This is a genomic window from Lysinibacillus sp. FSL M8-0355 (assembly GCF_038008985.1).
GTDB lineage: Bacteria > Bacillota > Bacilli > Bacillales_A > Planococcaceae > Lysinibacillus > Lysinibacillus fusiformis_D.
In genome coordinates this window covers 3187174-3208421 of record NZ_JBBPAI010000001.1, presented here as the reverse complement: position 1 = coordinate 3208421, position 21248 = coordinate 3187174, and the positions used below count along the sequence as shown (strand labels likewise).

Here is a 21248-nt window from a genome sequence, read left to right as displayed (position 1 = left end):
TAGTAGCTATAAGGCCATTATGCAAAAGGAAATTGATAGATTATTGAAGGAAGGAATAGTATGTCAGGCAAGTCATTAAATCATCGTTATATTCCTGGACTAGACGGGATTCGAGCATTAGCCGTATTAGCAGTTATTGCTTATCATTTTAACTTCAATTGGGCTAGAGGCGGCTTTTTAGGAGTAGATATCTTTTTTGTATTATCAGGCTATTTAATCACCTCTACCATTTTGCCTGTAAAGGGCAATCAATTAACAGTCAGTCTAAAGAAATTTTGGATTGGACGATTTAGGCGGTTACTACCAGCGGCCTACGTGATGATTGTTATATCATTTGTCTGGGCAACGCTCTTTCATAAAGAACTTCTTCATACATTACGTGGAGATGCGTTGTCCTCTATTTTTTATTCAAGTAATTGGTGGTTCATTTTTCATAAACTTTCTTATTTTGATAGTTTTGGCTCCCCGTCACCTTTAAAAAACTTATGGTCGCTAGCTATTGAAGAACAATTTTATCTGATTTGGCCCTTGCTCTTAATGATTGGCCTTTATATTTTTCAAAAACAAAGTAAACTGGCTAAAGTTGTCTTTATCGGAGCGGTTTGTTCAGCTCTAGTAATGGCGATTCTTTATGAGCCAGGTGCAGATCCAAGCCGTGTCTATTATGGAACGGACACACGCTGTTTTGAACTATTAATTGGCTGTTGGCTAGCTCTTGTTTGGCCGATGAAAAGGCTCTCTGCACAAAAATTATCAACAAACCATGTGAAGAAGCTAAATAGTTTGAGTTTCATTACGCTTATGATTTTTCTAGTTAGTATTGTTTATGTAGATGAATATCAACCCTTCCTTTATAGAGGTGGCATGTTCTTATTTTGCTTAAATGCAGCAGTTTTGATTGCATGTATCTGTCACCCCGTCAGCATTTTAGGAAAACTACTAGCATGGAGGCCGCTTTGTTGGATTGGCTCTCGATCCTACGGCATATATCTATGGCATTATCCTGTCATGGTACTAGGTACCCCTATTCATGAAATTGGCAACCCTTCTTATTGGCGGGTTGCACTTCAAATCGTACTTATTGTTATGATTGCAGAGCTATCCTATCGCTTCATTGAAATGCCTATCCGTAAAGAAGGATTCCGAGCCTATTATGGGAAATACTTTGTCTTTAACAAAAATAAATGGGGGAGTCTTTCATTCTCACGAAAAATTTCAACGGTAATGGCTCCACTTCTCCTTCTTATGTTTTTCACAGGAATGACAGGAGTAGTAGGGGAAGGTCAGCAAAGCACTTCGAGTTCATATCCAACAAACATCAAAATTAATGGTGATGAGCCTACAACTAATTTAAACAAGCATGACCAGCAATCAGAGCTACCAACTAACGAACCTTCCAAGGAAGAGAAAGTGGAGGATGTTCAGCAGATAGAAACACCAAAGCAAGAAGAAAATGATGTAAATAAAGTGCCTGAACGGGATGAGTTTTATCGTGGAATAGTAGCGATTGGTGATTCACTTATGATTGATATTGGCCCGAGCTTACATACTATTTACCCAACTATTACAATCGATGGAAAAATAGGTCGTCAAGTTTCACAAGCTGTCAAACTAGCACCAAATTATGCAAGTTTTAATCAACCCAATCATGCAGTCATTCTTCAATTGGGGACAAATGGTTATTTTACAAATGACCAAATGGACACACTCCTTGCCGCTTTTTCAAATGCTGATATTTATTTAGTAAATACACGTGTGCCCCGTTCATGGGAGGCAAAAGTGAATGAAGCATTACAGCAAAAAGCCCAGGAGCATGAACATATTACACTCATTGACTGGCATGCTGCAGCACTCAATCATCCAGAATACTTCGCCCCAGATGGCGTTCATTTAGAGAAAAAAGGGGTAGAAGTTTTAACAAACCTGATTCAACAATCCTTAAACAAGAAAAATTAATGAAAAAGTCAGTCTACACAGCTTTGTCTGTTGACTGACTTTTTCTGTGCAAATGTATGGTCTAAAGTTGAATTTGGACAAATGCGCCCTTAATTTCTCTGCATTTATATACTTAATACTGTAAAATCTAAAAACAGCATTAAACACTGAAAGTATTGATATTATAGGCTTTCTAGTCTAGTTGCTGTTGTACTTTGCGTTATGTTCATAGTATAATTCATTATAGTTTAATTAGGAGTGGAAAAGATGAACCGAGATGCACGTTTAAAACGACAAGAGAATATACGAAATTTCTCTATTATTGCACATATTGACCATGGGAAATCAACGCTTGCTGACCGTATTTTAGAGCAAACAAAATCTTTAACTTCCCGTGAAATGAAAGCACAGCTCCTCGACTCAATGGATTTAGAGCGTGAGCGAGGGATAACGATTAAATTAAATGCAGTTCAATTAAAGTACGAAGCAAAAGACGGCGAAGTGTATACATTCCATTTAATCGACACACCAGGACACGTCGATTTCACATATGAAGTATCCCGTAGTTTAGCTGCTTGTGAGGGTGCCATTTTAGTTGTGGACGCCGCACAAGGTATTGAAGCGCAAACACTAGCAAATGTTTACTTAGCACTTGATAATGATTTAGAAATTTTACCTGTTATTAATAAAATTGACTTACCTGCAGCTGATCCTGAGCGTGTGCGTCAAGAAGTAGAGGATGTCATCGGGCTGGATGCATCTGAAGCGGTATTAGCTTCTGCGAAAGCAGGTATTGGTATTGAGGATATTTTAGAGCAAATCGTGGAGAAGGTACCAGCACCAACGGGTGATCCTGATGCTCCACTACAAGCTTTAATTTTTGACTCTGTGTACGATGCCTATAAAGGTGTTATCATTTCAATTCGTGTAATCAACGGGACTGTCAAGCCTGGCGACAAAATCCGTATGATGGCAACAGGTGCGGAATTCGAGGTTATTGAAGTTGGGGTACATACACCAAAGGTTGTGTCACAGGCTGAATTAACAGTTGGTGATGTAGGTTATTTAACAGCATCTATTAAAAACGTAGGTGACACACGCGTAGGTGATACTGTAACCTATGCAAATCGTCCTGCAGCTGAGCCATTAGCAGGTTATCGTCGCTTGAACCCAATGGTTTATTGTGGTTTATACCCAATTGATACAGCGAAATACAATGATTTACGTGAAGCGTTAGAAAAACTAGAGCTAAATGATTCTGCTCTACAATATGAGCCAGAGACATCTCAAGCACTTGGCTTTGGTTTCCGCTGCGGTTTCTTAGGATTACTCCATATGGAAATTATTCAGGAGCGTATTGAGCGTGAATTTAATATTGATTTAATTACAACAGCACCTTCTGTAATTTACAATGTTCATATGACAGATGGCACTGATATTAAAGTAGATAACCCATCCTTTATGCCAGACCCACAAAAAATCGAGCGTGTTGAGGAACCTTATGTAAAGGCAACCATTATGGTGCCAAATGATTATGTGGGAGCGGTTATGGAGCTTTGTCAATTGAAGCGTGGTAATTTCATGACGATGGATTATATTGATACATCCCGTGTAAGCATTATTTATGAAATGCCTTTATCCGAAATTGTCTATGATTTCTTTGACTATTTAAAATCAAATACGAAGGGCTATGCATCCTTCGACTATGAACTTATCGGTTACCAGCCATCGAAATTAGTGAAAATGGATATTTTACTAAATGGTGAGCAGGTCGATGCACTAAGCTTTATCGTACACCGTGACTTTGCCTATGATCGAGGCAAAATCATCGTAGAAAAATTAAAAGAATTAATTCCACGCCAACAATTTGAAGTACCAATTCAAGCAGCAGTTGGTCAAAAAATTGTGGCACGTTCAACAATTAAAGCCATCCGTAAAAACGTTTTAGCGAAATGTTACGGTGGGGATATTTCTCGTAAGCGCAAACTTCTTGATAAACAAAAAGAAGGTAAAAAACGTATGAAACAAGTAGGCTCTGTCGAAGTCCCTCAAGAGGCATTCATGGCTGTGCTGAAGATGGATGATTCGAAGTAACGTTGATATAACAGCGTTTATAGGGGTTTGAAATAAGTGTTTTGTGGTGTTTCCCACCATAAAAAATACGTTAGTAATTCTTATATATATTGAACGAATGAGTCAAAGATGTTAGCAGCATCTCTGGCCATTTTTTCAGTGAGGTGGACATAGCGATCTTCTGTTACGGCAGCTCGACTATGTCCTATCTTTTTGTACTTTTTTAACAGGTGTACCGTTTTCGATTAAAGTTGTAGCATGTGTGTGGCGTAAGGAATGATAATATAAACAAGCAATTATAGAATCAGGTGAACAGTAAACGCAGCATTAGCTAGCGTTATTTTTATTGTCTAAAAATGATAAGGTCTATGGAAGGTTAAGATTTCTTTACCTTGTCAAAATTCTATTGAATTAATTTAGAAATAAAATTACAATGTTGACGGGGAAATAAGTACTAGATTTACTGCTGACGGATCGCCGTATGCGATGAAAGCTCGTTATAAAGCATGTACATGAATAAGACGAGAATGGCACAATAACAATAGGTGCTGCTTATGCAAACCCAAACAGTAAAGTTGTAGGGTTACCGTCATCCACGCAAATTGAAATACGTCATTTACAATCAGATGGTATTACACCAATTTCTAATTGGACATTAGTTACTACTTTTGTTGATGGAACAATTATGTGGGGTACACAAATAGGACAAATAGTCGAAGTGCGTTTACCTTCTGACCCTACAAACGTTTTAAGCGTAACAGTTCAAGCTGCACCATAAATTTATTATTTTTTTTATTAAATGGTTAGGGGACATGTCATTATGATGTGTCCTTTTTCCTTTGACTACCACAATCATCTGTGGAGGGTTCTTTTTATATAACAAGACCTAAGTAATGCACTGTGCTGAGCAGTGCTATTTTTATTTATGAGGTGTTGACATGGACAGTCAAACAAGTAGCTTTAATCGGAATTTTATGTGCAGTCTTAGGGGCTTTTATTGGAGTATTTACTTACAATTGCAATCGAGACAAGGATGTAAAAAATGATGCATCTGATTCAGCTGTAATACGCACAATATTAATGCTGGGATAAATATTGATATTAAAGCGCAAGAAATGCGTGTTATAGAGTCATCAGAGCGTGTGATTCGTGTAGAGGAATCAAGTAAACAAGCACATAAACGTTTAGATAAAATGGAGGGAATTAACTGGAAAGAATATTTGCAATATAAGCAATTTTGGGTGTCATTAATCGAATTACTACTAGTGCTCGCTAATCAAACAGCGGGCATTTTTAATGTCAATATTACGATTTACAATGTACAAATCACAGCCATTTCAGAGACTGTATTAAGTATTTTAGGCTTGCTTGGTATTATTTTATTGCCTCGACTACAAAAGGCACTTCGGACAGCAAGCAGGCATTGAATTATGACAAGCCTAAGGGTGATGTAAAATGACAAGCATTACTACAACATGCAGGGAGATCTCTGAACTATTGCCAGTTGCACAAACAGCATGTAGATTGTTATTCCAAGAGTGCTTTAAAGCAGGTATTAAGAACATCTTTATTACTGAAACATATCGCTCACAAGAACGACAGAAGTACCTTTATGAACAAGGAAGAACTCGACCAGGACAAATTGTTACTTGGACACTAGACAGCAATCATAAGTCACGCTTAGCATGGGATATCGCTGTTGGTCCTCCACAGTCTTTATATGATGTGGCAACCCTAAGTCGAGTAGGTGCTATTGCACGTCAGCTAGGTATTACATGGGGTGGAGATTGGACAGGTAATATTGATCGTCCCCATTTTGAGGTTAAGCCAAATTGGATTATGCCAAAGGGATACAAAATTGAAGGACAAGTGATTATTCCGACAAATAGTAAATACCAAGTGCAATTAATTGTGGAAGGCAATACAACTAAACCAATTGCAAAGGATGATGACACAATGAAATTCACAAGGACAACTGCAAAAGCTGCTGTACGTGATTATATTCAACAAGCAGTTGGTAAAGGATTGATAGGTCATGGCTGGAAAAATTCGATAATGGCACTATGACAAATGGTGATTTTGAAGGTTTGAAAATTATTATTGCACAGCGTAGCATTTAATAATTAAAAAATTAATTTTAAGTGTAATTGTGAGAAATTTTGAAAAAATGTTAAGATTAAAAGATAGATTAGGAGGGAAATAAAATGATTTCATTAAAACCTATGGACCAAGAAGAGTTCAAACAATATATTAGTTATGCAATTGAAGACTATGCAAAAGACAAAATCGCTTCCGGAAATTGGAGTGAAGATGAAGCGATTAACTTGTCGAGGGAATCATTTGAACGACTACTACCAAATGGTGAGAAGACCGAAAATAATCATTTATTGTCTATCTTTCATGACGATATTTTAGTTGGAATGATTTGGATTTCGCAAAAAGCCCCTAAAAATCCTAATGAAGGTTTTATTTATGATTTTGTGATTTTTGAACAATATCAAGGGCAAGGGTATGGCAAGAAAGCAATGAAAGAAGCTGAAATTATTGCTAAAGAGTTAGGTATGAATAAAATTGGTTTAAACGTTTTTGGTCATAATAAAATAGCACGTGGATTATATGAAAAAATGGGTTATGAAATTACGAATATAACAATGGCTAAAACAATTTGATAATGTAAGTAATTGCCCACTACCTTAATCGGTAATGGGCTTTTTTTATTTCCACAAATTATTGGTCAAAAAAGAAAAACAATATAACGAAAGGAAGAATTACTATTCCAATCATAAAGATAATAATCCAATGTATAATTTCCAAGTTATCCATAGAAATAATGTAAAAAAATACACCTATGGCCAAGAGTACCAAAAATAAGCATCCATGAATATGAGTATTTCCCTCATTAGCATTACCTCCATATTCATTTTCAAATTCATCCTGGATTTCTGACTTAACAGTCTCTTTTGGTATTGTTTTATCTTCTATAACTGTATTACAGTATTCACACCTTATTAATACTAAACCATCTTCGTATACTTTCGTAAAAGAATTATTGGCTAAACAATTAGGGCAAGTATTCATTAATTTTCACCTCAATATATCTATCTACTATTTACCATTTTAGGGATTTCGACATGGTTTGTATATATAAATAAAAGTTAGTAATCAATTTAATGGAAAGGGTAGACGAATATTTTATTGTTGTGCATGTAGCAATGGCAGGCAATGATGTGGTCCTTAGGTATGCTAATATGGCACTAAAAACTCAGGTAGAAAATTTATTAATCAGTCACCAAAATAAAGATCAGGCGCTCAATTGAGTACCTGATCATTTTTAAATTTAATATTCTCTTATTTCAAATGAAGCAATTTTATCATGTACAACATATTCTGTTACCTTTTTATAAGGTGAAATTGTTTTAGAAAATTTGAACGTTGATGTACCTTGTGCACTTTTAAACCAATTTAAATAATTGTTTAAAACTGTATTCGTTACATCATATTCTTTTGTTATACCGTTTACTAATGTAATGCTTAAAATAGCATTTGAAAATTCATTGTTTGGTTTCTTAACAATTACTGTACTAGTGGCTGCACTATCAGTACCTTTAATTTTGGCAGTAATTATTGCTTCACCTTCGTGAAGGGCCGTGACATTACCATCCTGATCTACAGTAGCAATTGATTCATCACTTGATGACCAGATTACTTTTGCAGTATCAGGTGTAGTTGTTGCTATTAGCTTATCTTGGCTACCTTCAAGTAATTCTAGATTATTTTTGTCTAAAGTTATGGATTCCATATTCGGAACATCATTTTCTGATATTAAAAATCCGTCCACATCAATAGCATCTAGAGCAAAAGTATCGTTGTTTACATTATTTTTTATGTTTATCTCTACTTTGTGTTTACCATAAGGTAAATCTACTTTTTTATAGTATATAGACTGACTTTTTATACCATAACCTTTTGCCGAAGCTGCTTCAGAAACACCATCAATAGTAATTGTGAAATCAGCCCTATTATAAGCAATGTAATCTAATAACATAAATTTAGTTCCTACAAAATAGAAGGTTAAACTCATATCTTTATCATAACCTTGTACTCGACTTTTTTTGTACAAATCTGCGTGCGAAAATCGATACATGTTTGTATAATTTATTAATGGGTTTGAGTCATCATATCGCTTCCATCCTTTTTCAGGTTTAAGTAACTGATCTCCGATTACCGCACTGTTTTCAGGTGTATTATTTAAATTAGTTACCCCTTCTTCATAATCTACTTCTTCTGCTGCCGATGCACTTTCAACACTAATACTAGCTAGTACAAATAACGTTAATGCTAGATAAATAAAACCATTTTTCAATAACTTACTCACTTATGTATCCTCCTTTAAGATTATATAAGGCAATTACTTAAAAAAACCTATAAAAACAACTTTAAACAATAGAGGACTTATTTACCATAATAAAAATTTGTTATTTTTGATAATAAAAAAAGCCACTCAAATGTAAACTGAACTGAACCCCGAATAGTGGACACTTTAAAAAAGTGGACCTATTCGGGGTTCAGTTCACTTATATATCATAGGATTGTCGGTTCTATAGAAGTATAAAATGATACGCCTAAATACAGCATTTCTATAGGAGGCATTCATGGCTGTACTGAAGATGGATGATTCGAAGTAAGACACAACTATTCAAAAACAGGGAATGCTATTTTTTTGTAGCATTCCTTGTTTTTTCTCTAGTTAAACTGCACCTAAATATTTTAACTACTTCTTCGGTTTGCTTCTTGGCGATTTTTATATAATTTGTAGCTATCATGTTCATTTTGAGAAAATTATAGTAAAAGATAAATAGATTCTCTTACATTAAAGGAAATCCTGACCATTTTATTGTCTGCTGAGAAAGTTGAAGCGCCATAAACAATAAAAGGAATCGCTATTGAAATAGAGATCCCTTTTATTGTAATACTCTTTGTATGCAATTTAATGAAACAATAGGAAGAACTTAGCCAAAAGAAAAATAGGGACTCCTACAATTATTACGCCTGCAAAGAAATAACAAAATAACATAAAAACATCGAAAACCGCACCGGCTAAATCATCAATGAATTTTAACATTTCATTTCCCTCCAAACATAATAAGTATCGGCACTACAAACGATTCATTCTTTAACTAATTGCAGAAAGTTTTTACTTAAAGCTAAAGTGAGATAGATTATACAGATATTCATAAAAAAATGAAACATATGATAATGGCTTTGGACTAGGACGGCGGGGTTGAAATAGGAAAGGGCTGAGACTTCTTCTTGATATAACGTACCCATGGAATCGGTCCTCCAAAAGTTGCCTGTTGATAGGTCACGAACAATAGAGAAATACAGGTAGTAAAGATACTAATCCATAATAATCGTTAATGGACCTTCAGCCCTTTTAAAGATCAGATCGTAGCGTCTTTTTTAAATAATAATGTTTAAAATCTCTGCCAATATGGTCAAGAGTCCCGTAAATTTCATAATGATGATTTTCATAAAATGTTAACGCTTGAAAGCTAAGCGTGTCAACTTTAATGAAATCACATTCATGATTGAAGGCAATTTGTTCAATTGCTTGCAACAACTTTGATCCATAGCCTAACCCACGAAGCTTTTCGTCTACCATTAGCGTGTGTATTTCTAACCAATTCCAGCAAATTTCACCCAGTATGCCACCATAAACGTGACCATTGCTATCAGTTAGAAATAAATTAATTTCCTGATATCGACCTTGTAAATCTTTTGGAAAGTGTTTTACATTGTATTCATAAAGCATGTTATTGACATAAGCTTTGTTCTTCTTATGTCGTTCTTGTGTGATTTGATAGGACATCTTTTACTCCTTTTCTCGCAATGGTAGTACTCGTTGCCAAATCATATGATGGCTATTCGTTCCCCAAAAGTGTTCAAGTATATAGTCAGGCTGTCCAAATTTTTTCTGCCAGATGGCTTGTGCCTGTTTATATCCACTATCTAAACAAAAGCTATGCACCTTTTGTTTTTCCAACGTCGTTAGCATTTTCTGTAATAGCATGGTGCCAATACCACGATTTTGATAGTCCGGATGAACAAATACGGTACCGATTTCTGGACAATGGGAAAGATCTTCTTTAATCGTTTGGTGAATGATCTCGTTGGCTTCCCCATATTCGATCGTTCCTATTATGTCATTTGTTGCTTCGTCCACAGCTAACCAGAAAAATCTTTTTTTGCCTTGGCTCTCTAAGTCTATTGCGACATACTGCTTTTTCATTGCCCATTCACGCTGTTGATCGTCCACTAGCTCGGCAATCCCTTCTTTTGCATAAGTATCTTGAATGACGTGGAAAAAGAATTGATGTAATGTTTGTATGTCCGATTGTTCGGGACGTCTTATGAGTAATTTCAAATTTTCTTACGCTCCTTCGTATTTGGTGATTTTTGGCTTAATAAGGTATGAGCTCTTTGCACGTCAACATCTATATCTGCCTGTACTGCGGTTAATCGATCAAGTGCAAGCTTGTAGCCAATAATAAGAGGCATCATATTTTTCAGTATGCCAAAGCAACTCTCTATAGCAAATAGAGGGTTGGATATTCACCAGATGAGCTAATTTTTTGAGACATTGTTCTCCTTGTGCCACCTTGGTTTATTGTACTGTCTGTTCGTTCGCATATTGTGACATGACAGATAGCCCCCATCCGTTATTGTTGTGCACGTTATGCATACTACCAGTCTATTTTAATGATTATAACATGTTCACCTTAATTGGTTAATGATGGAATATGTTAAAATATAAAGAAAGACACTAGGTAACGAAAGGAGGGAATGCAGTTGAAAGAGTTGCAGGAGAAACTAGATGCAGTATTAGAGCAAATGCGCAGTTTTATCCAAGATATTCAAGAGAGGGATTCAGCTTACCCTATGTTTTTTCACAATCAAATCGAGGAGGATATTAGCCAATTTGTAGACAGTCAGTGGTCATTACCAACAGAATATGTCTATTTTTTAAGGCGTTATGTCGTTGAAAGAGTTACATGGAATACGGGTGATTATATAAATCTACAAATCTATGGAGCAAGAGATTTAATGCGTGGGCAGGAAGGCTATCATTATAATCCAGTGACAGAAGAGGTGATTCTGGATTGGCCGCACAATTATTTGGTCATCGCAACAGATGAAGGAGATCCATATTGTTTGGATTTATCAAGAGGGGATACGGCAATTTTTTCTGCTCTTCATGGGACAGGCTGTTGGGATTTCACAATGGCCTATGACAATCTAATCATGTTTCTTGAGAGTGTGCTAATTCCACCTGGTTTAGAGGAGATGTTGCCTGAAGACAACTCTACTACTTACTATGAACTGACTATAATAGGAGATGGGGAAAATAAGCTAAAGACATTATTGTTACTTAAGAAAATATTCTCTTGTGATTATTCGCGAGCAAGAGCGATGTTAGAAGAGCCTCCACTATTAATTTATAGAGGAGTTGAAGCGGGTGCTTTAAGGTTAGAAGACGAGCTTCAGCATATTCGTGCAAACTATCAAAAAAAGAAAATTAGCTTAGCTGAATTTATCGAATGAACCATTACATGATTTTTGCAAAAAATAGGGGGATAAAAAACTGCTTTAAATGGACCGAAGGGAACTTCATTCTTTTGCATGACGCCATATCATATATTTGCTTGTATAGTGGGGAGTAGTAAAGGGGTGCTTGAAGATGAAAATTACGAAGGTTCAACTATTTGTTCACGATTTACAAAAGATGCAGAAATTTTATAGCGACCAGCTAGGCTTTGCCTTATTAGAAAGTACAGGTGACTATTTTACAATAGCAGTTGGTGAAAGTAAGATGACTTTTGAAAAAGTGCCCACTACGATTCAAAAGCAATATCATATTGCATTAAATATTCCAAGAAATTTATTTTATCAGGCAAAAATTTGGGCCAAAGAACGTGTTGGCTTGCTTACTTCAGAGGGGCAAGATGAAGTGTATTTTGATTTTTTAAAAGCTTACTCTTGTTATTTTTACGATCCTGAAGGCAATATATTAGAATTTATTGCGAGGCAGGAAGTAAATCCAGAACAGGATACAGCCTATTTTTCTATGGAGCAAGTGCTACAGATTGGTGAAATCAATGTAACGACCGACGACATTCTAGCAGCCGCTAGAAAATTAAATGAATATGCTATTAAACCTATTAATGATCAGAAAATCCAACCAGATGCTCTTCATTTTTTAGGTAACTACGAAGATGGAGCCAATATTCTATTAGGACCAAGTGAACGACTTTGGTATTTCTCTGATAAGAAAGCAGTAATCAGTCCAATCTGTATCGAAATAAACGATATGTTACAATTATTTGTAGATGAAAAAGGTCAATTGACCATCAGTCAAAAAAGATAAGATGGGCATACCTAAGTGGAGCGAGTATCAGAACGATTATACAGAGCTAGAATTAATCAGAAAAAGGAGCAAGAATCGTTGAAAGCAAAATGCCTTAAACTATATGAATTTGGAAATCCACATGAGGTGTTAAGGATTGAAAATAAAACGATTACACCTCCACAAGGTCAAGAAATTCTTGTGCGTATGCTAGCAAGACCCATCAACCCTTCGGATTTAATACCGATTTGGGGAAAATATGCCCACCGAATCACTTTACCAACTGTTCCGGGTTATGAGGGCGTTGGAATCGTTGAAGATGTTGGGCCACTTATCTCTCCAAAGCGCATTGGTCAGCGAGTCTTGCCACTACGAGGAGAGGGCACGTGGCAGGAAATGGTGAAGACTCAGGCGGACTTTGCTGTAGCTATTCCTTCTACGATGGATCATTTTACTGCAGCACAAATGTATATTAATCCGATAACAGCCTTCGTCACCTGTACAGAAGTTCTCAAATTACAATCAAATGATGTACTAGTAGTGAATGCATGTGGCTCTGCTATTGGACATATCTATGCTCAATTTGCCAAATTACTAGGTTTTCAGCTTATTGCTGTCACACGAAGTCATCAGCATACAGACGAATTACAGCGGCTTGGGGCCCGCTTTGTCATAGATACTTCTAAGATGCCACTTCATGAAACGATAATGGCTTTAACAAATGGCAGAGGTGCTGATGCAGCGATTGACTCGATTGGTGGGGAGGCGGGCAATCAACTTGCATACTGTGTGAAGCCTGGTGGGAAATTTTTAGCCATCGGTCTTTTATCGGGGATACAGGTAAATTGGACAAACATTGTAAGGGAAGCAAAGGTACAAGCGATGATGTTTCATTTGCGCCACTGGCAACGCCAAACACCAATCGAAAAATGGCAGCAAACTATGCAACAGCTCGTCAATATGGTACATACGGATTCGTTAAAAATGATGCAGGTACAGGACCATTTCCCACTAGTGAACATACACCAGGCAATAGCTGCCGTTGAAGCTACTAATAAAGGAAAGATTTTTTTAACGAATTTTGATTAAGAACCCTACTACCTTCAGTGTTAAGGAACTTATTGTAAGCTCTTATTGATGGTAGTAGTTTTTTTCTTTCTATTGAGGGTGAATGCGCTCCAACAAGTAAATAATCTACCCAAAGAAGTCTCCCTCGCTTAAAAGAATAGAACCTTTACATAAATAGAGCAATTCTTTATCTTTCATCTTCATAAAAAACTAAATTAGTAATTTAAGGTAATCGGAAATTGCGGTATGATGGAAGTAACTGTTTTTATGGAAAGGGAATTTAATATACAGGCCATTGTGCAAAGGAGTTTAGATAATGGAACATGTCAACAAATTAAAAAAGGCGATAAAGCGAATGAGTGAGGCTGATGCGAAGTCTATGCTCTTTTTGACTTTAATGAATGAACAGTCGAAGGACGATATGGTACAGTTTTTATTGCAGCAAAATGAGGAGCAGGATGTTTCAACGATCGAAACGTTTCATATTGTGTTTGGTCATTCACCTGGAGGGAGTTTGAAGGCTGCATTTCGCAATAGTAACTACGTGAAAACGGAAGAAATCATCGTTATGCCTGGTAATTTTTCTGTTGGTCCTTTGAAAGATTTACATCTATGTGAAGGGATTGAAGCTCGTGTTCAATGGCTACAAGAGCGCTATTTTATAGAAGACGATGGATTGGCCATTTTTGAGCGCGAGGTGAAGGAAGCCGTAGAGAAAATAAAATCTATTCCGCCACATCAAGATATAATCATATGGACTTGTCAAAATGCCCATGAACAAATAGGGCTTCGACTTGTCTTAGCGATGCTAGAAAAGAAACCAAATGATATCTATGTATTAGATACTTTTCAGTTATTCCATGCGTTGCATATATTCCCCCAGTTAGCAGAGGACAATTATCCAAGATCCTCTGGAGAGGTCAGTGTAGAGAATGTACTTCATATTTATGAGCAATACCAGGGACGCCCATTAAAAAAATCAGTACAGCAGACTTTATCTAAAGAAGGATTAAAGATGTTAATGGATGACTACTGTATACATACCTGGGAATACAATGAACTTTGGAGTCATCACAATGAAAATGTAGATGATGACTGGATCATTGCCTGTGCTAAACGATTACACGAAGACCAAGAAGAAGCTCCATATCTAATGGCGGCTAGACTCATTGGGGAAGTGTGATCTGACCCCAAAAATTAGAACTTTTAAGAAACCCTTCGAAACTCAACTGGACTTTTTCCGTTGAGTTTTATTTTTATCCGTTCATGATTGTAATAATGGATATAGTCTGCTAATGCTTTTTTGAATTCTTCATAGGTGTGAAACGTTGTCGTATATAGAAATTCAGATTTCAAAATGCCAAAAAAACTTTCGATTACGGCATTATCTAAACAATTTCCTTTCCGTGACATACTTTGCTTGATTTCATGCGTTGCCAATAGCTCTTTAAAACGTGGTATTTGATATAACCATCCTTGATCAGAATGGATGATTAAGCCACTCTTTTTCGATAACTTTGTATACGTAAACGCCATTTTAAAAGACTGTTGAACTAACTCAAAATTGGGTGCTTTCGAAACCTCATATCCAACGATTTCTCGATTGAATAAATCTAATACAGCCGATATATAGAGTTTTTGACCATTTATTTTAAACTCTGTGACATCGGTTACCCATTTCTGATTGGGTGCAGTAGCTTCAAAATCACGTTGGATGACATTCTCTGCGACATAGCCGACTGTCCCTTTATACGAACGGTATTTTTTAGGGCGTACCGTCCCTTTTAAGCCCAATTCTTTCATCAATCGTTGGACTGCTTTGTGGTTGATTAAAATCCCTTCATTTCGGAGTGCAAGACAAATACGACGATAGCCATAACGACCCTTATGGTAATGAAAAAGTATCTGGATTCGTTCTTTGATCGCCTGATATTTATCTGGTTTTACCCATTTTTGAAGATGATAATAATACGTACTTTTCTTAAGTTTCGCGACTTTGAATAGAGCTTGAAGTGGAAATTCCAGCCTTAGCTCATACACAGCTCTCACTTTTTCTTCGGTTTGAATGCTTCCTTTTCTTGAACTAAGGCTTTCAACTTTTTTAAATAGGCGTTTTCCATACGTAAATAGTCAATTTCCGCTTTTAACTCTTCCATTGTTTTTTCGTTTAAGTCAGACGAAGGTGGTTGTTTTTTTGGCATCGATTGGCACTCCTTTTCTATTTGATAGAGTACCTTATCAGCCGTTGACATCCATTGTTTTTTCCATCTCCGAATGGTTTCACGAGAAGGAATATTAAACTTCGCAGCAGTCTGAAGGAGCGAATCGCCCGTCTCTATCATGTGTTGAATTACTTTTATTTTAAAAGAATCTTCGTAATTCGTGAACCCTTGAGGACGAATAATTCCTTCGATGCCATGATAGCGATATAATTCAATCCATAATCGAATGTGATGTCGATCAATCTGCAATCGATTGGCAATCTGATACGGACTTTCCTTTTCTTCAAAGTAAGCTAGAACAGCGGCTAATTTTTGTTCATCAGTAATCACTAACTGCACCTCCTAAATTAGATTTTTAAGTCCAATATTTTGGGTGCAGTTCATAATTCAGCAAGGGGTCTTTTCTTATCGAGGTGAGTTAAAAGGGATGTTGCATTATCAAGTAAAATTAGCAGATGCTTATTTGCTTGACTGAGGCACTGACTGTCATGCTCTGAGGTATTTTATGGTATAATGTTTTCTAATATAGATGGCTTGAAGGAGTGAGATCATTGTTAAAAACAGAAGTATTTGAACAATTAAAAACGGCAATGAGAGAGAAAGATACTTTAGCAAAGGGTGTATTATCTCTTTTGAAATCAGCTTTAGATTCTGCTGAAAAAGAAAAGGGAGCAGCATTAACCGCTGAAGAAGAGATAGCCATTATTCATCGAGAGGTCAAACAAACGAATCAAGCGTTAGAAGGCGCACAGACGGCTGGACGAGCAGATTTGATTGAAAAAGAGGAAGCCAAATTGACACTTTTGAAATCTTTCTTACCGAAGCAATTATCCGAAGAAGCGATTGCTGAGAAATTAGTAGCGGCAGGTGTTGGTAAAGGAATGAACATGGGAGAAGCCATGAAAATTGCGAAGCCATTGCTTACAGGCCAAGCGGAAGGTGCAGTTATCTCAAAAGTTGTGAAAAATATTATTGCCTAATCTTCTACCATTTTGGTAGGAGATTTTTTATGCAGAGAAAAATCCGCTATGCCGAAAAGGAGCATAGCGGATTCTTAATTTTATAACTTAAATTTTTGAGTGATATTGCGAAGCTGTTGAGCCATTTCTGCTAAGTTATTCGAAGAAGCTGTGATTTCCTCGATACTTGCAGATTGCTCCTCAGAAGCAGCAGCAACGTTTTGAATATTGCCTGAGGCTTGCACAGCTACTACGCCCACTTGTTCAACAGAGATCGCGATGCTGCTCACGCCTTCATTGATATTGGACATTATGTTATTGACATGGTCCATTTCCTGCGTAAGTGATGTGACGTGGCTATAGATGTCAGCAAATGCTTCTCCTGATGCATTAAATGTTGTGGAGCTTTCCGCAAGATTACTGCTGCTAATAGCCATCGATTTTACAGCTTGAGCCGATTCTTCCTTAATGGTTTCGATACGTGTTCGAATACTGTTTGTAGCATCTAAAGATTGATCGGCCAGCTTACGTACTTCCTCAGCTACTACTGCAAAGCCTTTGCCATGCTCACCTGCACGCGCTGCTTCAATGGAAGCATTTAACGCAAGTAAGTTGGTTTGATCCGTTATTTGGGTAATCAATGCTACAATATCCCCGATTTCATTCGTGTATGTGCTTAAACGTTCAACGACAGTTGCTGATTCTTGAATGGCTTGGGATGTTACGGCCATTTTTTCTGTAGCATCTTGAATCGTTGTATTGCCTTTTTCTGAGATCGCAGATGCCTGGAATGCCTTTTCTGTCACACCAGTTACGCTTGTGACAACCTCTGTCATTTTGCTAGAGATGGTTGTAATATGGCTTTCCACTTCTTCAATCGAAGAGGTTTGTTTTTCTGAGCCCACTGCAACCTCTTGCATAGAAGATGTAATTTGCTGTATGGAAGCACTTGTTTGCTCGGAGCTTGCAGTTAATTCCTCTGACATGGCCGCCACTTGTTCAGCATTTTGAGCTATTTGCTGAATTAATGTACGTAAATCTTCCGTCATATTTTCAATGCCTGATGATAGCTGGGCAATTTCATTGGAACCTTTTATTTGGAGAGGCTCGACGGCTAAATCTCCCTGTGCAACCTGACCGACATAGCGAGTCATTTTTTTAATTGGTTTCGTAATACCTACACTAATAAAGTAAGCAACGATAATACCAAAAATCACAAAAACAACGGTTAGAATAATACAAATCCAAAGTGTTTCTGTTTGTAGCTTAGAAATGAAGGAAGCATCCATATCTAAACCAAAAATAATATCAGTATCTTTAAATGGGATGAAAATAGATTTATGGATACCATATTCATCTTTGTATATATCACTTGTTTGAATGGTTTGTGTGTCGACGGCTTTTCGCATTTCATCACTAAATTCATAGTCTTGCTGATGATTGTCAGTATTACTTAATGCCACGATATGCTCCTTACCATTGGCTTTTGAAAGCACATAGGCGTTTTCTATATCAAACTTTTTAACCGTAGCGTTTAATTGATCTAATAGTTTTTTATAATTGTCAGAGCTACCGTTATCCGCCGCTTTTACATCATTTTTCTCAAGATCTTCAAAAATCGTATTCGATGTGATCTCTAAAGTAGTTTCGAATTGTTTAATGACAAAATTGTCGATAATACGGTAAGAAACCGCGAATAAAACAACACTAAATAGCAATGAAATAATGGCTATTGGAATGGTAAAACTGGCTATATATTTATAGAGTAAAGAACTTTTAAATTTAGTGACGATACGCAATGTGAGACGCCTCCAATACTGTTAGCTTTTGCTGTAAGAAATGAATCATGTTTGGGATATGATCTGTCTCTGTGTATGGTGAAATAGAGAAGAATTTTGCCGCTGCAACGGGAACATGCTGTGTTGTATCACTCGTGCTAACCGTACAAACTCGTGTTGTATCACCAAAGAATACATCATCACGACCTTCACCTATAATTTCAAAGAATGATGCATTGATGCCATTAATGTGTTCGATTTGATCCTGTGTATAATGACCAGCTTGTTCAGCCTGCCAATTGAAGCCATCAGGATACAAGCGAAAGGCTGTAACTGGACCAATATTTGTGTCATTAACGACCTGTAGCATTGGTGTTTTCTCAGCTAATTGTGTGCGGAACGCTAAATTCACACGTACATAGTTGGCTAATAGTTGCTGATAACCTTCCTTACCGAATGCTTGGAGAGCAGCAAAAATAGCAATGGAGCTACCCATACGAGAGCACTCTAATGTATAACCAGTATGGTATGAACCATAACCACGATTGCCCACATAAGGTGTATCGAAGTCCTCAATATCTAATAGCTGTAAACTGTTACCTTTTTTAATTAAGAATAAGCTAGTTAAATAAGGTGTTTGTCCAAGCTTTTGGAAGTCAAAGCAAAGGCTATCTGCCATAGCTAGATGTTGCATGCGGTCATGGATATGTCGTAAGCCTTGTACGACATCGCCTTCAAATTGTAGAGGGTTTTTTTCAAAATCATAATCATTGAAGAAGGCATAAAAACCACCTAAAGCCGAATCAGCATGAATATGTACTGGCTGTAAATTGTACTTCTTCTCAAGCGTTGTAGTAACCTCTTTAATAGCTTGTATATCATCAATACCAAATTGATCAGTCGCTCCTGTAGTAGCCACTACATAGACAGGGATACCGCCATTTTCGATTACTTCTGTCATACGAATACGTAGGTCTTCCACATCCATTGAGTGGTCTTTGCCAGCTTTTACACGTACTAAATGTTTACTGCCAATGCCCACGGCCTCAACAGATTTTAAAAGGCTATAATGTGCGTTTTCTGAAGCAAAGCAATATAAGTTATTCGGAACACCATCTTCTTTGGCATGTGGAAATTGTTTGGCGATGGCAAGGCGAAGTCCACTGAAAACGGCACCTTGTCCACCCCATGTTGTATAACCAAAGCTCTTCGTATAATCATAGCCAACTAATTTAGACATCATAGCCACTACTTTGACCTCACACTCAGCGGCAGCAGGACCATAAACATCCCATAAATTGTTGCCATTTAGTAGGGCATTTGTAAATTGACCTAATACACCTGGGATGCTTGCCATTGGTAAAACATTGGTTACAAAGTTACGTGTATGATAAGGATGTCCTTGCATTAATTGTGTCATTTCTTTTACAACTTGATCGAGCCCAACCCCTGTAGTTGGCACTTGATGTTCTTGCATCAGCTCTTGATAGAAATTAGCAGAACGCTCTTTCATTGGACCAAGTGTTGTCTTATGTGGATTTTTTAATTCATCTAATGAGGAAACAATTTTCTCTAATAGGGATAAAAAATTCTCTCTTTGTTGGATATTTCCATCTTCGCTCTGGAATAATTGTTGGATATTTTGCATAATCATCATCCTTTTATAGTTCATATTTCCTCTATTTTTAATATAATAAAAATAGGACATTATACTAAAGGTATAATAGCATATTTTAGCAGAGATGGTGATTATATTTTACTGAAAAAATATTTATTAACATTTCTGAAAAATCCAACTTCAATTTATAAATTCTAAATAAGTTGTTTTCCTTTATGCCATGGGGTTTATAAGCTGAACATGCTATTGGATATGGAGATTGAGAGGAAGATTAGAAATTATAAATTAGATAATGTTTAGGTCATAGAAAAAGAGAGGGAATCTAATCCTTTCTAACTAAAAAAATCTGCATGAAAGGTGATGCAGATTCTTGGCAACAGGGGTGATTATTTTTGATATTGTAAAAGTTCCTCTATCGTAACAAATGTATAGCCTTCATCAATAAGCGTTTGAAGAATGCCTTCTATTGCCTGTAATTCATTGTCTGTATGGTCGTACATAGGGTGCATTAAAATAATGGAACCTGGTTGAATATTTTCTTTCACATAATTTATTTTTTCCTCTGCCTTTGTAAAGAACGTATCGGGCTCTAAGTTCCATGTAATGGTCTCACGTTGATGTTTATGTAAATAATGGGGAAAGCCGATTAGTTTTTTACCATAGGGTGGTCTGACGAAAGGTGTTTGTTGATAGCCAATGCTAGCAATGAGTGCATCTGTTTTTTCTATTTCATTTTTAATAAAGGAAGGGCTTTTCAATACCATACGCTTATGCGAATACGTATGGTTGCCAATTTGATGGCCTGCTACTGCAATTTTCTTTGCTTCTTCTGGATGCTTCTCAATATCCTGTCCAATTAGAAAAAACGTTGCTTTTACTTGGTAGTCTTCTAGTAACGCTAAAATAGCGTCTGTCTTGTCAGTTGGTCCATCATCGAATGTCAGGGCAGCCACCTTTTCCTGTGTGTCAACATGAGAAGTAATATTGCCAAACAATTGATAGTTACGAGCGTTCATTAGTTTATAAGCTGAAAATGCGAAAGCACACATTAGTAGAAGAACTATGCCAATAGTAATTAGTTTCCGTTTCATGAACAGACTCCTCTCTTTGTCCAAATCGATATCATGTTTTAAATGTATGTTAACTTGAATCCAATTTCAATGACGCTTTGTCCGTACTGCAATTTTTAGC

At 36.7% G+C, this 21248-nt stretch carries 20 protein-coding genes and 1 pseudogene; 11 read left to right on the top strand and 10 right to left on the bottom strand.

What is annotated here, in order from left to right; genetic code table 11:
- Positions 1 to 60 precede the first annotated feature (60 nt).
- The 6 genes and pseudogenes from MKY46_RS15545 to MKY46_RS15525 all read left to right on the top strand — a co-directional run bounded on the left by MKY46_RS15545 (position 61) and on the right by MKY46_RS15525 (position 6677).
- A complete protein-coding gene (locus MKY46_RS15545) occupies positions 61 to 1956 on the top strand; it encodes an acyltransferase family protein (protein WP_340834740.1) in 1896 nt (631 codons plus the stop codon).
- A gap of 246 nt (positions 1957 to 2202) precedes the next feature.
- Positions 2203 to 4029, top strand: a complete 1827-nt coding sequence (gene lepA, locus MKY46_RS15540) for a translation elongation factor 4 (protein WP_340834735.1) — start codon at positions 2203 to 2205, stop codon at positions 4027 to 4029.
- Positions 4030 to 5123: 1094 nt separating this feature from the next.
- A pseudogene (locus tag MKY46_RS15535) lies at positions 5124 to 5330 on the top strand (phage holin); the annotation flags it as partial.
- A 26-nt stretch (positions 5331 to 5356) separates the two neighbouring features.
- On the top strand, positions 5357 to 5467 hold the full coding sequence (locus MKY46_RS23825) for a phage holin (RefSeq protein ID WP_445299963.1): 111 nt from the start codon (positions 5357 to 5359) through the stop codon (positions 5465 to 5467).
- Entirely contained in the window at positions 5464 to 6075 is a 612-nt protein-coding gene (locus tag MKY46_RS15530) for a M15 family metallopeptidase (protein WP_340834733.1), read from the top strand. Before MKY46_RS23825 ends, MKY46_RS15530 begins: the two co-directional genes overlap by 4 nt.
- A gap of 137 nt (positions 6076 to 6212) precedes the next feature.
- Positions 6213 to 6677 carry a GNAT family N-acetyltransferase gene (locus tag MKY46_RS15525; RefSeq protein WP_340834731.1) on the top strand — a complete coding sequence of 155 codons (465 nt, stop codon included), beginning with the start codon at positions 6213 to 6215 and terminating at the stop codon, positions 6675 to 6677.
- A 58-nt stretch (positions 6678 to 6735) separates the two neighbouring features.
- On the opposite strand, the gene MKY46_RS15520 is transcribed toward MKY46_RS15525, so the two are convergent.
- The 5 genes from MKY46_RS15520 to MKY46_RS15500 all read right to left on the bottom strand — a co-directional run bounded on the left by MKY46_RS15520 (position 6736) and on the right by MKY46_RS15500 (position 10432).
- Entirely contained in the window at positions 6736 to 7086 is a 351-nt protein-coding gene (locus MKY46_RS15520) for a hypothetical protein (protein ID WP_340834729.1), read from the bottom strand.
- A gap of 259 nt (positions 7087 to 7345) precedes the next feature.
- The gene (locus MKY46_RS15515) at positions 7346 to 8383 is read right to left on the bottom strand and encodes an Ig-like domain-containing protein (protein WP_340834727.1); all 1038 of its coding nucleotides are present in this window, start codon (positions 8381 to 8383) and stop codon (positions 7346 to 7348) included.
- 612 nt (positions 8384 to 8995) lie between these two features.
- Positions 8996 to 9130, bottom strand: coding sequence for a hypothetical protein (locus tag MKY46_RS15510; RefSeq protein ID WP_004226973.1), 135 nt, complete (start codon positions 9128 to 9130; stop codon positions 8996 to 8998).
- Between the two features lie 312 nt (positions 9131 to 9442).
- Positions 9443 to 9877: a GNAT family N-acetyltransferase gene (locus tag MKY46_RS15505; protein ID WP_340834725.1), complete on the bottom strand. Its 435-nt coding sequence runs from the start codon at positions 9875 to 9877 to the stop codon at positions 9443 to 9445.
- A gap of 3 nt (positions 9878 to 9880) precedes the next feature.
- On the bottom strand, positions 9881 to 10432 hold the full coding sequence (locus MKY46_RS15500) for a GNAT family N-acetyltransferase (RefSeq protein ID WP_340834723.1): 552 nt from the start codon (positions 10430 to 10432) through the stop codon (positions 9881 to 9883).
- A 425-nt stretch (positions 10433 to 10857) separates the two neighbouring features.
- On the opposite strand from MKY46_RS15500, the gene MKY46_RS15495 reads away from it, so the two are divergent.
- The 4 genes from MKY46_RS15495 to MKY46_RS15480 all read left to right on the top strand — a co-directional run bounded on the left by MKY46_RS15495 (position 10858) and on the right by MKY46_RS15480 (position 14663).
- Entirely contained in the window at positions 10858 to 11610 is a 753-nt protein-coding gene (locus tag MKY46_RS15495) for an SMI1/KNR4 family protein (protein WP_340834721.1), read from the top strand.
- Between the two features lie 136 nt (positions 11611 to 11746).
- On the top strand, positions 11747 to 12433 hold the full coding sequence (locus tag MKY46_RS15490) for a VOC family protein (RefSeq protein WP_036121737.1): 687 nt from the start codon (positions 11747 to 11749) through the stop codon (positions 12431 to 12433).
- A gap of 78 nt (positions 12434 to 12511) precedes the next feature.
- Positions 12512 to 13501, top strand: a complete 990-nt coding sequence (locus MKY46_RS15485; RefSeq protein ID WP_330493138.1) for a zinc-dependent alcohol dehydrogenase family protein — start codon at positions 12512 to 12514, stop codon at positions 13499 to 13501.
- A 295-nt stretch (positions 13502 to 13796) separates the two neighbouring features.
- Positions 13797 to 14663, top strand: coding sequence for a DUF1835 domain-containing protein (locus MKY46_RS15480; protein ID WP_340834717.1), 867 nt, complete (start codon positions 13797 to 13799; stop codon positions 14661 to 14663).
- A gap of 23 nt (positions 14664 to 14686) precedes the next feature.
- Here MKY46_RS15480 and MKY46_RS15475 read toward each other — a convergent pair whose 3' ends face one another.
- On the bottom strand, positions 14687 to 15529 hold the full coding sequence (locus MKY46_RS15475) for an IS3 family transposase (protein ID WP_340833632.1): 843 nt from the start codon (positions 15527 to 15529) through the stop codon (positions 14687 to 14689).
- Positions 15526 to 16032 (bottom strand): helix-turn-helix domain-containing protein, encoded by a 507-nt coding sequence (locus tag MKY46_RS15470; protein WP_340833634.1) that lies wholly within the window; start codon positions 16030 to 16032, stop codon positions 15526 to 15528. Before MKY46_RS15470 ends, MKY46_RS15475 begins: the two co-directional genes overlap by 4 nt.
- 221 nt (positions 16033 to 16253) lie before the next feature.
- Between MKY46_RS15470 and MKY46_RS15465 the strand changes: the two genes are divergently transcribed.
- Positions 16254 to 16682 carry a GatB/YqeY domain-containing protein gene (locus tag MKY46_RS15465; protein ID WP_058844226.1) on the top strand — a complete coding sequence of 143 codons (429 nt, stop codon included), beginning with the start codon at positions 16254 to 16256 and terminating at the stop codon, positions 16680 to 16682.
- Positions 16683 to 16762: 80 nt separating this feature from the next.
- On the opposite strand, the gene MKY46_RS15460 is transcribed toward MKY46_RS15465, so the two are convergent.
- The 3 genes from MKY46_RS15460 to MKY46_RS15450 form a co-directional block, all read right to left on the bottom strand.
- On the bottom strand, positions 16763 to 18460 hold the full coding sequence (locus tag MKY46_RS15460; protein WP_036121723.1) for a methyl-accepting chemotaxis protein: 1698 nt from the start codon (positions 18458 to 18460) through the stop codon (positions 16763 to 16765).
- Entirely contained in the window at positions 18444 to 20087 is a 1644-nt protein-coding gene (locus tag MKY46_RS15455; protein ID WP_036121720.1) for a pyridoxal phosphate-dependent decarboxylase family protein, read from the bottom strand. The genes MKY46_RS15460 and MKY46_RS15455 overlap by 17 nt, the downstream gene beginning before the upstream one ends.
- Positions 20088 to 20443: 356 nt before the next feature.
- On the bottom strand, positions 20444 to 21148 hold the full coding sequence (locus MKY46_RS15450) for a polysaccharide deacetylase family protein (RefSeq protein WP_036121717.1): 705 nt from the start codon (positions 21146 to 21148) through the stop codon (positions 20444 to 20446).
- Positions 21149 to 21248: the final 100 nt, after the last annotated feature.